Below are 13624 nucleotides of genomic sequence, written 5' to 3'. Positions count from 1 at the left end.
GAACTACCCTTCCGTGCGTTCCTCCTGCGGTGCGGCGATCGGCATTTCCGTCCTTTCGGCAGACACGGACTTGATCAGGACGCCCGCGCCGTAGAACTTGACGACCCCCACCCGCCCCGGGAGCGGGAGGTGCGGGCAGCTCGCGTGGAGTTCGTACGTCCGCTCGCCGGCGCGGATCTCGCCCCGTACGTGGCCGGAGAAGAATTCCAGCGAGAACCGGTTGTAGCCGGGGCTCAGATCGACCGGCTCCGGCAGCGCCGCCACCGGGGTCAGCACGCCCTCCCGGAAGACGCCGAATCTCGCGACCGTAGTGGTGTCGTCCGCCCCTTCCGGCGCGGTGTAGAAGGCGAGGAACGTCCAGTCGTGGTCGGCCCGGCAGATCAGCCCGGCGCCCGTGCCCCGGCGGCTCGTCAGCAGCACCTCGGCGGTGATCCGGCCGTTGAGCATCGGCTCGGTCCGCGGTTCGAGCGCGTAGGAGGCGCCGAATTCCCCGATGCCGCCGCCGTGGCCGACGATTGGGGTGCCACCCGTCGTCCAGTCGCTATCGGGTGAAGCGTGCCAGGTATTCACGGAGCTTCTCGCGCTTCGATTCCAGTACGTCCCGGTCCTCGGGGTGTTTGCCGATCAGGATGTCGGTGACGCCGATGGCCTCCACCAGGAGGGCGAGCTGGACGTCGTCGTCGTAGCCCATGGAGCCGACCTGGCGGACGTTCTTCATGCCGTACTTATGGGCGACGCTCTTGCGCAGCCGGATCAGGATGGAGCCGACCTCGGGCTCCTGCGTATACCGCTCCACCAGGTCGACGATCGTCGCCTGCACCTCGTTCGTCGAGCGGTGCCAGCCGAGGTGCCCGATCTCGCCGAGGTAGCGGTCGCCGTCCGGACCGTCGGACTCCGCGAACAGCCCCTCCTCGATCGTACGCATCCTGGCGACCTCCGCCGTGAGCATCGTCCGCATCCCGCTGAGGTCGTTGGAGTCCAGCTGCCGGAGGGCCTGTTCGTCGGTCGTGGCCGCCTCGTGCTGCTCCACGACGCTGCGGACCAGGGGGTCGACCGGGGCGCGGGCCACGTCCTGCAAGGGGGCCAGGGTGACGTTCCGCTCGGTGCCGGCGACGCGTCGGCCGCTGTCGTAGAGCGCCGCGCCGAGGGTCAGCTCCCCGGCGTTCATCCGCGTCGGATCGATTTCCAGCCGGACCGCGAAATTGAAGGTGTCCTGACCCTTGAGCGGCCGGAGCCGATACCGCCGGGAGACCTTGCGCAGGGAATTCAGCTCCCGGCTCATGGTCACACCCCGGGGCAGGGACAGCTCGACCGTGGGGCTGTCCAGGGCCACGGTCAGAGCGCCCTGGAACTCCTCTTCGAGGATGTTTTCGATTCCCGCTTCGTCGATGTACCAGAACTTGCCGCCCGACGCCGTGGCGATCGCCTCCAGGAGATCCTCCTGGAAGTCGTTGCCGACCCCGATGGTCGACGTCGTGATGCCCTCGTCGCGCGCCCTCGACGCGATACCGGCGAGCGTCGTCTTCTTCGTCTCCCCGGCATTCGCCATGCCGTCGGAGAGCAGGATCAGCCGGCTGTAGTGGTTGTCCTCCATGTGCGTCTGGAGTTCCAGGAGCCCCTGATACCAGCCGAGCGAGAGGTTCGTCAGGCCGCCCGAGGTGATGGCGGCCAGCCTTTCCTCCACCTGATCGGCGGGTGTCTGCGGATTGATGACGACCTGGGCGTCGTCGTCGAAGACGACCACGGTGAAGAGATCGTCACCGGTGATGCGCCGATGGATGTCGGCACAGCTCCGCTTGACGGTGTCGAGCTTCTTGCCCGACATGCTGCCGCTGCGGTCGATCACCAGACAGAGATTCATGGCGTTCGCGGCGCGGCCGACGCTCTCCGTGGAGCGGCATCTGACTTCGACGATCGCGTCGATTTCCGTCACTTCGTCGTTCCGGGCGACGGGACGTTCGGTCAGGAGTAAGAGCTCGATGGGTGGATCGCCCATTGCATCCCCCGTGATGCGCGTGCGGTGAACCGTACTGGCCATCCAGAGAACCACATGGCGCCCTGGCCGGGGAGAGTTTGACGACAGACCGATGGGAATACCTTCGGATGCGATCAATTGAGCGAACGGAAAGCCGACCGCGCCCGGTCCGAGACGGACCGGGCGCGGACGGTGAATCGGTGGCGGCGACGCGGCGATGACCGGGCGGCCGATACCGGGTCAGGCCTTCTTGGTCTCCCAGAAGATCTTGTCGATCTGGGCGATGAGCTCCAGGGCCTTCTCGCCCGTCTTCGGGTCGTTCGACGCCTTGGCCGTGGACAGCGCCTTGAGGGTGTCGTTGACCAGCTGGTGGAGCTCGGGGTACTTCTCGAAGTGCGGCGGCTTGAAGTAGTCGCTCCACAGCACCGAGACGTGGTGCTTGGCCAGCTCCGCGCGCTGCTCCTTGATGATCAGGGCGCGGGTGCGGAAGTCCGGGTCCTCGTTGGCCTGGTACTTCTCCTGGACTGCCTTGACCGACTCGGCCTCGATGCGGGCCTGGGCCGGGTCGTAAACGCCGCAGGGCAGGTCGCAGTGGGCACTGACCTGCACCTTGGGGGCGAACAGGCGGGAAAGCATAGAGCTGTCCTTCCTCGTGATCGTCTTCTCAGGTGCGAGATTACTCGGTGTGGGAAGGCTTTTCTCGGGTGCCCCGGGGGGCTTAGGACAAAAGACCGGTGTCAGGCTGGGACTGGTGGAGGAAACGGACCGGAGGTGCCGTGGTGCGGGAGCAAGTGGACGAGCGCGGGCATGAGCAGGACCGCGAGCGTCGCGGACTGCTGCGGATCGGGCTGGCCGAGGTCTACAACCCGTCGATGGTGCCGACGCTCAACCCCGGCGACCAGTTGGTCGTGCAGTACGGGGCGGCCGTGCGACCGGGTGATGTCGTGGTGCTGCGACACCCGTTCCGGCAGGACCTGCTCATCGTCAAGCGGGCGGTGGAGCGCCGCGAGGGCGGCTGGTGGGTGATGGGCGACAACCCGCTCGTGGAGAACGACAGCCGGGAGTTCGGCACCGTGCCCGACGAGTTCGTGGTGGCCCGCGCCTGGGTGCGGCTGCGCCGCCCGCCGGCCCCGGGTCAGCGCTCGGCGGGTGCGCTGCTCGCGTGGCTGGCGTCGGCGCTCAGGCCCGTACGGGCGGTGCCGGCGGCCTCGGCCTCCTGGCTCTCCAGGCGCTTGCGGGCGCGGTAGGCGGCGACGTTGGCCCGGGTGGCGCAGCGGTCGGAGCAGTAGCGGCGCGAGCGGTTGGTCGAGGTGTCGAGATAGGCGTTGCGGCAGGGGGCCGCCTGGCAGATGCCGAGCCGGTCCACGCCGTACTCCGTCAGATGGACGGCCAGGCCCATACAGGCGGTCGCGGTGTACGAGGCGCTGGCGTTGGCGGCGTGATCGGCGATGTGCATGTGCCACTTGGGGCGGCCGTCGTCGTCGCGGAACTCGTGCCCGGAGATCTGCGGGCTGACGGGGAACTCCATCAGCAGCGCGTTGAGCAGGTCCACGGCCCGCACCTCGTCGCCCTCGGCCGCGGCTTCGAAGACCGTGCGCAGCCGCGCCCGTACGGACCTCAGCCGGGTGACGTCGCTGTCGGCCGCGCGCCGGGCGCCCTGCGCACCGGCCCCGAAGAGCTCGCGCACGGCCTCCACCGAGGTGAGCTGGTCGGTGCCGCGCGCGGGCTCCTCGCTGTTGACCAGCCGCACGGCGAAGTCCGAGTAATAGGCCAGTTCCACTTGTGGTCCTTACGCAGGCGGTCTATGGTCGCTGCTGTCGATCAGTAATGGTCGGTGTGCGATCGAGGGTATTACACCGTGTGACCTGTTGGAGGGGATGTCATGACACAGGCCGTCACCGGCCCGGACTGGGGCGCCTGGCAGGAGAGCTGGGACCGGCAGCAGGAGTGGTACCTGCCCGACCGCGAGGAGCGGTTCCGGGTCATGCTCGACATGGTCGAGGCGTGCGTCGGCACCGAGGCCCGGGTGCTGGACCTCGCCTGCGGCACCGGCTCGATCTCCGCCCGCCTCCTCGACCGCTTCCCCAAGGCCGTCTCCACCGGCGTCGACCTCGACCCCGCCCTGCTGACCATCGCCCGCGGCACCTTCGCCGGCGACAGCCGGATCGAGTTCGTGACCGCGGACCTCAAGGACCCGCGGTGGACCCGGAAGCTGCCCCACGACAGCTACGACGCGGTGCTCACCGCCACCGCGCTCCACTGGCTGCACACGGAACCGCTGCGCACGCTCTACGGACAGCTCGCCGGGCTCGTCCGGGAGGGCGGCGTCTTCATGAACGCCGACGGCATGCCGGACGACTCCACGCCCCGTATCAACGCGGCCGAACGCGCCCTGCGGCACGCGCGCATGGACCGGGCCAAGGCCGAGGGCGCCGTCGACTGGCGCGAGTGGTGGGAGCTCGCGGCCGCCGACCCGGTGCTCGCCGGGCCGACCGCCGAGCGCTTCGCGATCTACGGGGAGCACGCCGACGGTGACATGCCCTCCGCCGAGTGGCACGCCCGTACGCTGCGCGAGGCCGGCTTCGCCGAGGCCCGGCAGGTGTGGTGCTCGCCCACGGACGCGATGGTGCTGGCGCTGAAGTAGGCGCGGACGGCAGAAGGAGGCGGTACGGGCTCGCCCGTACCGCCTCCTCGTCATTGCCCGGCCGGCCCTAAAGGACCTTGGACAGGAACGACTTCGTCCGCTCGTGCTGCGGGTTGGTCAGCACCTCGCGCGGGTGGCCGGACTCGACGACCACGCCGTCGTCCATGAAGACGACGGAGTCGCCGACCTCGCGGGCGAAGCCCATCTCATGGGTGACGACGATCATCGTCATGCCGTCCTCGGCGAGGCCCCGCATGACGTCCAGGACATCGCCGACCAGCTCCGGGTCGAGCGCCGAGGTGGGCTCGTCGAAGAGCATCAGCTTCGGCTCCATGGCCAGCGCGCGGGCGATCGCCACGCGCTGCTGCTGGCCGCCGGAGAGCTGGGAGGGGTAGTTGCCGGCCTTGTCGGCCAGGCCGACGCGGTCGAGGAGCTTCAGGGCGCGCTCCCGGGCCACCGCCTTGGTCTCGCCCTTGACCTGCATCGGCGCCTCCATGACATTGGCCAGCGCCGTCATGTGCGGGAAGAGGTTGAAGCGCTGGAACACCATGCCGATGTCCCGCCGCTTCAGGGCCACCTCGCTGTCCTTGAGCTCGTACAGCTTGTCGCCCTTCTGGCGGTAGCCGACCAGCTCGCCGTCGACGGACAGCCGACCGGCGTTGATCTTCTCCAGGTGGTTGATGCACCGCAGGAAGGTGGACTTGCCGGAACCGGACGGGCCGATGAGGCAGAACACCTCGCGCGGGGCGACCTCGAGGTCGATGCCCTTGAGGACCTGGACGGCGCCGTAGGACTTGTGGACGCCCTCGGCCTTCACCATCGCGTTCATGCGCTGACACCTCCGGGGGAACGGTGACCGACGGTGGCCAGGTTGGTCTTGATCTTCTGCCACGGCGTGAGCGGCAGGGCTCGCAGCGAGCCGCGGGCGTAGTGCCGCTCCAGGTAGAACTGGCCGACGCTGAAGACGCTGGTCAGGATCAGGTACCAGGTGGCGGCGAGGAAGAGCATCTCGACCGTGGCACCGGTGGTCTGGCCGATGTCGGAGGTGGAGCGCAGCAGCTCCAGGTACTGCGCGGCGCTCGCCGCCAGCGACGAGGTCTTGAGCATGTTGATGAACTCGTTGCCGGTGGGCGGCACGATCACCCGCATCGCCTGCGGCAGCACGACCCGCCGCAGGGTCTTGCCCTGGTTCATGCCGAGCGCGTGCGACGCCTCGGTCTGGCCCTCGTCGACCGACTGGATGCCCGCACGGACGATCTCCGACATGTACGCGGCCTCGTTGAGCCCCAGGCCGAGCAGCGCGGCCATGAACGGGGTCATGAAGTCGCTCATCTCGTCCCGGTAGATCGGGCCGAGGTTGATGTACGGGAAGATCAGCGCGAGGTTGAACCACAGCAGCAGCTGGACATACACCGGGGTGCCCCGGAAGAACCAGATGTAGAGCCAGGAGACCGAGGAGGTCACCGGGTTCTTCGACAGCCGCATCACGGCCAGCACGATGCCGAGCGCCAGACCCAGCGCCATGGCGAGCACCGAGATCAGGACGGTCTTGCCGAGGCCCGTCACGACCGTCGAGTCGAAGAGGTAGTCCGGGATGGCGCTGTAGTTGACGTTCGCGGTGGCGAAGGCGTTGAACAGCAGGCCCAGGAGGGCGAGGACGAGGACGGCGGAGACCCAGCGGCCGTAGTGCCGGACGGGGATGGCCTTGATGGCCTCCGGCCCGCCGCCACCGCCCGCGGTCTTGGTCGCGGCCTTGGCCCGGGGGCCGTCGGCGGCCGGCTCGTCGGCGCTCTTCTTCGCGAGGTCGGCCTTGGCGGGGGCCTTCTTGTCGGCGTCCGGCGTCTCGGCGGCCTTCTCGGCGGCCTTCTTCTCGGGCTCCGGCTCGGCGTCGGCGGGCTTGTCGTCCGCCTTGTCGTCCGTCTTGTCGGACGCGGCGGCAGCCTTGGCGTCCGACTTCTCGGTGTCCGGCTTGTCAGCCTTGTCCGCCTTGGCGTCCGAGGCCTTCTCGGGCTCGGCCTTGTCCTCAGCCGCCTTCTCGGGCTTCGGCTCCGGCGTCGCGCCGGTGGTCTTGTCGTCCGCGGCCTCGGGCTGCGGACGGTCCGGCTCCGACTTGTCGGGCTCCGGCTTTTCGGGGGAAGCAGTCACGGGGTATGGCCTTTCAGCGTGCCGTACGAGGGGAGGGAGAGGGGTCAGGAACCGCCGTTGATCTTGGCTTCCTTGACGGCGCCGGCCTCGACGCCCCAGGTCTTCAGGACCTTCTCGTACGCACCGTTCTTGATGATCGCGTCGAGGGCCGCCTTGAGGGCGTCCCGCAGCTGGGCGTTGTCCTTGGCGACGGCGATGCCGTACGGAGCGGCCTCGACCTGCTCGCCGACTCCCTCGAAGTCGTTTCCGCCACCGGAGGTCTTGACCGCGTAGGCCGCGACCGGGAAGTCGCTGGAGACGGCGTCGACGCCACCGGCCTTCAGCCGGGTCTGGGCCTCCAGGTCGGTGTCGAAGGCCTCGATGGAGATCGCGTCGTTGTCGTCCTTCTCGCACTTCTCCGACTCGGCCTTGGCCATGTCGTCGGAGACCGTGCCGCGCTGCACGCCGACCTTCTTGCCGCAGAGGTCGGACCAGGACGAGATGCCCTTGGTGTCGCCCTTCTTGGTGTAGATGGAGACGCCGGCGGTGAAGTAGTCGACGAAGTCGACACCGTCGGTGACCTTCTTGCCCGTCTTGGAGTCCTTGCCCTCCTGGCGGTCCTTGGTGTCCGTCATGGCCGACATCGCCATGTCGTACCGCTTGGAGCGCAGACCGATCAGCAGGTTGTCGAAGGTGCCGTTGTTGAACTCGAAGCGCACCCCCAGCTCCTTGCCCAGGGCGGCAGCGATGTCGGGGTCGATGCCGACCGCCTTGCCGCCCTTCTTGAATTCGACCGGCGGATAGGCGATGTCGGAGCCGACCTTGATGACCTTGGAATCCTGGATCCGCTTCGGCAGCTTGCCGAAGAGCGGCGCCTGCGACCCCTTCACTCCCTGGTCGGCGGGGCCTGCTTTGTCCCTCATGTCGCCGCAGCCGGTCAGCAGCAGGGCGCCGGCGACCGCGATCGCGCCGACGGCGGCCGTACGACTCCTGGCGGCAGCCGGGCGATGGGTGGAGCTTGCGGTCATTGCTGATTCCTCCTGCGGGTGAGGGGATAGCCGACGGATCTCGCTGCATAAGCGCTGGTCACACAAGGTCACGAGCACGCATCGGCGGGAGCCGCGACCTCGTGTGGTTTGGGCATCTTGCCATCTGGACTGCACCGTTCGGGGTGCCAGCCATGTCAAAATCGGATAACGGGTGATCCCCGTGCGGCACCAGGTCGGTTCGTACTACCGGACTGGGGCGTTCCTCATAGGCGCGAGACGCACATCACGCACCTTCTGTCTCACTCCATGGACTTCCGGCACCAGTTGACACGGTTTTGACGTCTCCGTGTGTGTGCCGTGGGTTACGGCGCCGCATACTCACTCGTCGGCCGTAGCGCTCATTTGATAGAAAGACCTGCACCCCGGACCCGGGGCTCAGGGCGCATGTGCGGTGCGCCCGGCCGTCCGCTACCTCGGGCAGCTACCCTCGACGGCAATTCGACAAAGGGGTCAAATAGTGGCAGCGGAGATTGTGAATCCTCGGAGCGGCAACGGTCCGGACGAGGCTCACGACGAACTTTTCGATCCGGCCTTCGCGCTGCACCGGGGCGGAAAAATGGCCATCCAGGCGACCGTCCCCGTGCGGGACCGGGACGATCTGTCCCTCGCCTACACGCCGGGCGTCGCCAAGGTCTGCAGCGCCATCGCCGAGCAGCCCGAGCTCGTCCACGACTACACCTGGAAGTCCCAGGTCGTGGCGGTCGTGACGGACGGCAGCGCGGTGCTCGGCCTGGGGGACATCGGCCCCGAGGCGTCCCTGCCCGTGATGGAGGGCAAGGCGATCCTCTTCAAGCAGTTCGGCGGCGTCGACGCGGTGCCGATCGCGCTCGACTGCCGGGACGTCGACGACCTCGTCGACACCATCGCGCGCCTCGCGCCCTCCTTCGGCGGCATCAACCTGGAGGACATCTCCGCGCCGCGCTGCTTCGAGGTCGAGCGCAAGCTCCAGGACCGGGTGGACATCCCGGTCTTCCACGACGACCAGCACGGCACGGCCGTCGTCACCCTCGCCGCGCTGCGCAACGCCGCCACGCTCACGGAGCGGCCGCTCGGCAAGCTGCGCGCGGTGATCTCGGGTGCCGGCGCGGCCGGCGTCGCCATCGCCAAGATCCTGGTCGAGGCGGGCATCGGCGACGTCGCCGTCTGCGACCGCAAGGGCATCGTGTCGCGGGAGCGCGAGGACCTCAACTCCGTCAAGCGCGACCTGGCGCAGTACACCAACAAGGCCGGGCTCTCCGGCCCGCTGGAGGTGGCGCTGGACGGTGCGGACGTCTTCATCGGCGTCTCCGGCGGTACGGTCCCGGAGTCGGCGGTCGCCACCATGGCGAAGAACGCGCTGATCTTCGCGATGGCCAACCCCACCCCGGAGATCCACCCCGACGTCGCCCGCAAGTACGCGGCCGTCGTCGCCACCGGGCGCAGCGACTACCCCAACCAGATCAACAACGTGCTCGCCTTCCCCGGCATCTTCGCCGGCGCCCTCCAGGTGCGGGCCTCGCGGATCACCGAGGGCATGAAGCTCGCCGCCGCCGAGGCGCTCGCCGCCGTGGTGGCCGACGAGCTGAGCGCGGAGTGCGTGATCCCCTCGCCGTTCGACGAGCGGGTCGCCCCGGCGGTCACGGCCGCCGTGGCGGCCGCGGCCCGCGCGGAGGGCGTGGCCCGGCGCTGACGCGCGATCCGGGCCGCGCCCCCGCCCGGGGGCGCGGCCCGGCCGTCGCCGGGCGGTCAGCGGGTGCGACGGACGAAGGAGTCCTGGACCCCGTTGGTGTCGCCCGGCACCAGGTTGGCCGCGGCGCTGTCGAAGACCACGGCGCGGCCTGCGAGGTCGACCTCGGCGCCGAACGAGCCGCCGTCGGCCTGGGTGCCGTCGGCGGCGACGCTGAGGCGCTCCACGCCGCCGGTGCGCAGGTCGCGTACGAACACGTCCGCGGCGCCGTTGGTGTCCCCGGGCACCAGGTTGGTGGCGTCGGAGGCGAAGAACACCCGCCGGTTGTCGGCGCTCATGACCGCGCCGCTGTACGAGCCGGCGTTCCCCTGGGAGCCGTCGGCCGCCAGGCTCAGGCGCCGGGTGACGCCGGTGCGCAGATCCCTCGCGAAGGCGTCCGCCTTGCCGTTGGTGTCGCCGTCCACGACGTCGGCCGAGGTGGAGGAGTAGAGGGCGAAACGGCCGTCGGGGCTGAGGCTGATGGGCCCGTCGGCGGCCGCCGGGCCGCCGTCCAGCCGCTTGGCGGCCAGCTCCGTGCGCCCGGTGCGCAGATCGTGGGTGTAGAAGCTGCGGGCCCTCGGGCGCTGGAGCGAGGCGCCGGTTCCGGGCTCCAGGTCGGAGACGCTCTTGAAGCCCACCCGGCTGCCGTCCGCGCTGATCACCGGGGTGACGGAGAAGCCGTCCGCCTGGGCGCCGGCGCTGGTGACGCTGACCCGCCGGACGCTGTTGTCCCGGCGGTCCATGACGAACACGTCGGCCTGCCCGTTGGTGTCGCCGGGCACCAGGTCGGAGCGGGTGGAGGAGAAGGCGACGTAGCGGCCGTCGGCGCTGATGGACGGGGACGAGGTCTGGGAGCGCTCGGCGGCGGGGCGGGGGAGAAGGGCCTCGGTGCGGCCCGTCCGGCGGTCCCGGACGAAGACGTCGAGCGTGTTGCCGGTGTTGCGGCCCGGCACCAGGTTGGCCGCCTCGGAGTCGAAGACGACATACCGCCCGTCGCCGCTCACCGATGCCGAGTACGAGGCGCCGTCGGCCTGGGTGCCGTCGGTGGCGACGCTGACCAGCTCCGTCCTCCCGCCGGCGAGGTCGCGGGCGAAGAGGTTGCGGTTGGCCTTGGTGCCGGGCACCAGGGCGGTGGACTGGGACTCGAAGACGACGAGGCGGCCGTCGGCGCTGATCCGCGCGCCGGTCGCCTCGGTGTCGGCCTGGGCGCCGCCGGTGGCGACGCTCACCCGCTCGACGCCCGGCTCCTTCGCGGCGGCCGAGGCGGTGGTCAGGGGCGGCAGGACCGCCAGGCCGCTCCCTAAGAGTGCCGCCGCTACGACGGCCCGTCTGATACGAGGCATGAAGCCCTTTCCGGAAGGTGGGGTCGTGGCCGAAGGGCACCGCTCGGACGGCGGGGTCGGCCGTGATGTCGTCCGGGTCAGCGCATTCCTACCCCTCCGGGCGACATGTACGGGCGGTGCCGAGTACGGGCAGAGGGAAGCCAATCCCGGCCTCCGGGCGCGGTCAATGGGGACGGACGGCCTCCGGGGCGGGTCGGCCGGAAAGAGACGCGGCGCGTGTCACATCGCGGTGTGGTTCCGCCACGGACGCCCCGGGTCTAGGTTCGGATCATGTTCGCCGCCTACGCCGCACGCATCGACCGTGACCAGCCGCTCAACGGCCTCGAGTTGGGAGAGCGCCCCGAGCCCGAGGCACCCCCGGGCTGGACGGTCGTCAACGTCAAGGCGGCGTCGCTCAACCACCACGACCTCTGGTCGCTGCGCGGCGTAGGGCTCGGCGAGGAAGCCCTCCCGATGATCCTCGGGTGCGACGCCGCCGGTCTCGACGGCGACGGCAACGAGGTCGTCGTCCACTCCGTCATCGGGCAGACCGGCCACGGCGTGGGCCCGCGCGAGCCGCGCTCCATCCTCACCGAGCGCTACCAGGGCACGTTCGCCGAGCGCGTCGCCGTCCCCGCCTGGAACGTCCTGCCCAAGCCGAAGGGACTCTCCTTCGAGGAGGCGGCCTGTCTGCCGACCGCCTGGCTGACCGCGTACCGGATGCTCTTCACCAACGCGGACGTACGGCCCGGCCAGAGCGTCCTCGTCCAGGGCGCCGGCGGCGGCGTCGCCACGGCGGCGATCGTGCTGGGCGCCGCGGCCGGGCTGCGGGTCTTCGCGACCAGCCGCGACGGGGCCAAGCGCGAGCGCGCCGTGGAGCTCGGCGCGGAGGCCGCGTACGAGCCGGGGACACGGCTGCCGCACCGCGTCGACGCGGTCATCGAGACCGTGGGCGCCGCCACGTGGTCGCACTCGGTCAAGTCCCTCAAGCCCGGTGGCACGCTCGTCATCTCCGGCGCGACCAGCGGGCCGAGCCCGAAGTCCGCGGAGCTCAACCGGATCTTCTTCCTGGAGCTGAAGGTCGTCGGCTCGACGATGGGCACCAAGGAGGAACTGGCCGATCTGCTGTCCTTCTGCGCGGCCACGGGCGTGCGGCCGGTGATCGACAGCGTCCTGCCCCTTGACCGGGCGCGGGAGGGGCTGGAGAAGATGGCCGGCGGCGACCTGTTCGGCAAGGTGGTCCTGACCGTCTGACGGGAAGGGGTGGGCCGTGCGCAAGGTGGGGGCGGCGTTACTGCTGCTGATGGCGCTTCTCATGCCGGGCACAGCGCAGGCCCGTACGCCCCCGGGCGGCATCCCGCCCCTGACCGACGAGCACGGGCGGGTGCTCACGCTGCGCGGCTGGAACGTCGAGGACAAGAACCACCGGGGCGCGGACGCGCTGTCCGCCATCACGGAGAGGCACTTCCGCGACCTCGCGGCGCACGGCTTCGACGTCGCGCGGCTGCTCGTCTTCTGGGACGACCTGGAGCCGCGGCCGGGCCAGTACAGCGAGCGCTACCTCCGCAAAGTCGAACGGATCCTGGACTGGGCGCACGCCCATCGCGTCCGCGTGGTGATCGACGCCCACCAGGACATCTACGGGCCGGCCTTCGGCAGCCACCGCGGCATCCCCGAATGGGCCACGCGCACGGACGGCCTGCCGTACACCCCGCACCCCGACGACTGGTTCGCCGAGTACTACGAGCCCGCCGTGCAGGCGGCGTTCGAGCACCTCTACGAGGACGCGGACCTGCGGCGCGCCCAGGCGAGGATGTGGCAGGTCCTCGCGGGCCGCCTCGCAGACCATCCGGCCGTCTTCGGCTACGACCTCATCAACGAGCCGATGGGCCGGCTGCGGGCGGGCGAGTCCCTGCCGGACGCCGCGCGTCGCATCGAGCGGGACCAGCTCACCCCGATGTACAACCGCCTCGCGGAGGCGGTGCGGCGCGTCGACCGCCGGCACTGGCTCTTCATCGAGCCGACCCCGATCGTCGGCGAGGGACTCCCGACGGCCCTGGGACGCGTGGCCGACCGCAAGGTGGTCTACGCACCGCACTTCTACAACGCCGCCATGGAGGCCGGGAAGGACTACGACCCCGCGGCCGGCTGGATCGAGACGTACGAGGCGGCGGTGACCCGCTATCCCCGCGAGCGGCACGTCCCGGTCGTGATCGGCGAGTGGGGCCCGCCGAACCCTTCCCTCCCCAACATGCCCCGCTTCTACGAGGACGCGCTGGCGTCCATGTCCCGCTACGCGGCGGGCTGGACGGGCTACACGTGGTGCTACGGGGGCGGCTACTGCGCGCTGGACGAGGCGGGCCGCGTTCACCCTTCCACGGCGGCGACGGTTCGTCCCTATGCGGTGGCGGTGGCGGGCGACGTCCGGTCCGAGAGCTACGAGGCAGGCACGTACACCTTGACGTACGAGCCCCGTGGCCGGGGTCCGACCGAACTCTCCGTTCCGCGGTTTGCGCGCGGCTGGCGTTTGCGGGTTCTGGGTCCGGGTCGGACGGATACGGTCCGGGTACCCCCGGGGGTGAGTGCGAGGCCGCGGGTGTGGGCCAGGGGGACGGTGACGGTCGTGGTTGTCCCGGGCGCGGCCGGTTGACGGCGTTCAGTGTTCCCTTGTTGCCCGGGTGTGGGCGCGGTGTCCGCTGCGCGGGGCGGGGTCCGCTGCGCGGGGCTGGTCATGGTGCGGGGTCGGGCCTCCGCGGGCCCTATACGGGGCTGCTTCGCTTTACGCCCCGTATAGGGCCCGCTCCG

The 13624-nt window shown here is 70.2% G+C and carries 13 protein-coding genes; 5 read left to right on the top strand and 8 right to left on the bottom strand.

Features of this window, described 5'->3' with window-relative positions:
* Nucleotides 1-3: 3 nt before the first annotated feature.
* The 3 genes from ACZ303_RS31020 to sodN form a co-directional block, all read right to left on the bottom strand.
* Nucleotides 4-570 carry a hypothetical protein gene (locus ACZ303_RS31020; RefSeq protein ID WP_467343816.1) on the bottom strand — a complete coding sequence of 189 codons (567 nt, stop codon included), beginning with the start codon at nucleotides 568-570 and terminating at the stop codon, nucleotides 4-6.
* Nucleotides 542-1996 (bottom strand): vWA domain-containing protein, encoded by a 1455-nt coding sequence (locus tag ACZ303_RS31015; RefSeq protein WP_467343815.1) that lies wholly within the window; start codon nucleotides 1994-1996, stop codon nucleotides 542-544. The genes ACZ303_RS31020 and ACZ303_RS31015 overlap by 29 nt, the downstream gene beginning before the upstream one ends.
* 219 nt (nucleotides 1997-2215) lie before the next feature.
* Nucleotides 2216-2611, bottom strand: coding sequence for a superoxide dismutase, Ni (gene sodN / locus ACZ303_RS31010; RefSeq protein WP_467343814.1), 396 nt, complete (start codon nucleotides 2609-2611; stop codon nucleotides 2216-2218).
* A gap of 143 nt (nucleotides 2612-2754) precedes the next feature.
* On the opposite strand from sodN, the gene sodX reads away from it, so the two are divergent.
* The gene (gene sodX / locus ACZ303_RS31005) at nucleotides 2755-3222 is read left to right on the top strand and encodes a nickel-type superoxide dismutase maturation protease (RefSeq protein WP_467343813.1); all 468 of its coding nucleotides are present in this window, start codon (nucleotides 2755-2757) and stop codon (nucleotides 3220-3222) included.
* On the opposite strand, the gene ACZ303_RS31000 is transcribed toward sodX, so the two are convergent.
* Nucleotides 3111-3755 carry a CGNR zinc finger domain-containing protein gene (locus tag ACZ303_RS31000; protein ID WP_467343812.1) on the bottom strand — a complete coding sequence of 215 codons (645 nt, stop codon included), beginning with the start codon at nucleotides 3753-3755 and terminating at the stop codon, nucleotides 3111-3113. The two genes, sodX and ACZ303_RS31000, sit on opposite strands and share 112 nt — an antisense overlap.
* A 102-nt stretch (nucleotides 3756-3857) precedes the next feature.
* Between ACZ303_RS31000 and ACZ303_RS30995 the strand changes: the two genes are divergently transcribed.
* The gene (locus ACZ303_RS30995) at nucleotides 3858-4619 is read left to right on the top strand and encodes a class I SAM-dependent methyltransferase (protein ID WP_467343811.1); all 762 of its coding nucleotides are present in this window, start codon (nucleotides 3858-3860) and stop codon (nucleotides 4617-4619) included.
* Between the two features lie 67 nt (nucleotides 4620-4686).
* On the opposite strand, the gene ACZ303_RS30990 is transcribed toward ACZ303_RS30995, so the two are convergent.
* From ACZ303_RS30990 to ACZ303_RS30980, 3 genes are all read right to left on the bottom strand, one after another.
* A complete protein-coding gene (locus ACZ303_RS30990; protein WP_467343810.1) occupies nucleotides 4687-5448 on the bottom strand; it encodes an amino acid ABC transporter ATP-binding protein in 762 nt (253 codons plus the stop codon).
* Nucleotides 5445-6329, bottom strand: a complete 885-nt coding sequence (locus tag ACZ303_RS30985; RefSeq protein WP_467343855.1) for an amino acid ABC transporter permease — start codon at nucleotides 6327-6329, stop codon at nucleotides 5445-5447. The genes ACZ303_RS30990 and ACZ303_RS30985 overlap by 4 nt, the downstream gene beginning before the upstream one ends.
* 479 nt (nucleotides 6330-6808) lie before the next feature.
* The gene (locus tag ACZ303_RS30980; RefSeq protein WP_467343809.1) at nucleotides 6809-7771 is read right to left on the bottom strand and encodes an ABC transporter substrate-binding protein; all 963 of its coding nucleotides are present in this window, start codon (nucleotides 7769-7771) and stop codon (nucleotides 6809-6811) included.
* A 478-nt stretch (nucleotides 7772-8249) separates the two neighbouring features.
* On the opposite strand from ACZ303_RS30980, the gene ACZ303_RS30975 reads away from it, so the two are divergent.
* Complete coding sequence (locus ACZ303_RS30975; protein ID WP_467343808.1) at nucleotides 8250-9461, top strand: NAD(P)-dependent malic enzyme; 1212 nt, start codon at nucleotides 8250-8252, stop codon at nucleotides 9459-9461.
* 56 nt (nucleotides 9462-9517) lie between these two features.
* Here the strand turns inward: ACZ303_RS30975 and ACZ303_RS30970 are convergent, their stop codons facing one another.
* Nucleotides 9518-10840: a TolB family protein gene (locus tag ACZ303_RS30970; RefSeq protein ID WP_467343807.1), complete on the bottom strand. Its 1323-nt coding sequence runs from the start codon at nucleotides 10838-10840 to the stop codon at nucleotides 9518-9520.
* 270 nt (nucleotides 10841-11110) lie between these two features.
* On the opposite strand from ACZ303_RS30970, the gene ACZ303_RS30965 reads away from it, so the two are divergent.
* Complete coding sequence (locus ACZ303_RS30965) at nucleotides 11111-12073, top strand: zinc-binding dehydrogenase (protein WP_467343806.1); 963 nt, start codon at nucleotides 11111-11113, stop codon at nucleotides 12071-12073.
* A gap of 49 nt (nucleotides 12074-12122) precedes the next feature.
* Nucleotides 12123-13469 (top strand): cellulase family glycosylhydrolase, encoded by a 1347-nt coding sequence (locus ACZ303_RS30960; protein WP_467343854.1) that lies wholly within the window; start codon nucleotides 12123-12125, stop codon nucleotides 13467-13469.
* The last annotated feature ends 155 nt before the right edge of the window (nucleotides 13470-13624 follow it).

The sequence above is a fragment of the Streptomyces sp. NPDC023527 genome, from assembly GCF_055560115.1.
The sequence above is the reverse complement of the archived record's forward strand: the minus strand, read 5'-3'. Positions and strand labels throughout refer to the sequence as shown.

Coding starts and splice junctions, on each gene's coding strand:
- ACZ303_RS31015 (WP_467343815.1), bottom strand. CDS start 1,996: ATGGGCGATCCACCCATCGAGCTCTTACTCCTGACCGAACGTCCCGTC.
- sodN (WP_467343814.1), bottom strand. CDS start 2,611: ATGCTTTCCCGCCTGTTCGCCCCCAAGGTGCAGGTCAGTGCCCACTGC.
- ACZ303_RS30995 (WP_467343811.1), top strand. CDS start 3,858: ATGACACAGGCCGTCACCGGCCCGGACTGGGGCGCCTGGCAGGAGAGC.
- ACZ303_RS30990 (WP_467343810.1), bottom strand. CDS start 5,448: ATGAACGCGATGGTGAAGGCCGAGGGCGTCCACAAGTCCTACGGCGCC.
- ACZ303_RS30980 (WP_467343809.1), bottom strand. CDS start 7,771: ATGACCGCAAGCTCCACCCATCGCCCGGCTGCCGCCAGGAGTCGTACG.
- ACZ303_RS30970 (WP_467343807.1), bottom strand. CDS start 10,840: ATGCCTCGTATCAGACGGGCCGTCGTAGCGGCGGCACTCTTAGGGAGC.
- ACZ303_RS30965 (WP_467343806.1), top strand. CDS start 11,111: ATGTTCGCCGCCTACGCCGCACGCATCGACCGTGACCAGCCGCTCAAC.
- ACZ303_RS30960 (WP_467343854.1), top strand. CDS start 12,123: ATGGCGCTTCTCATGCCGGGCACAGCGCAGGCCCGTACGCCCCCGGGC.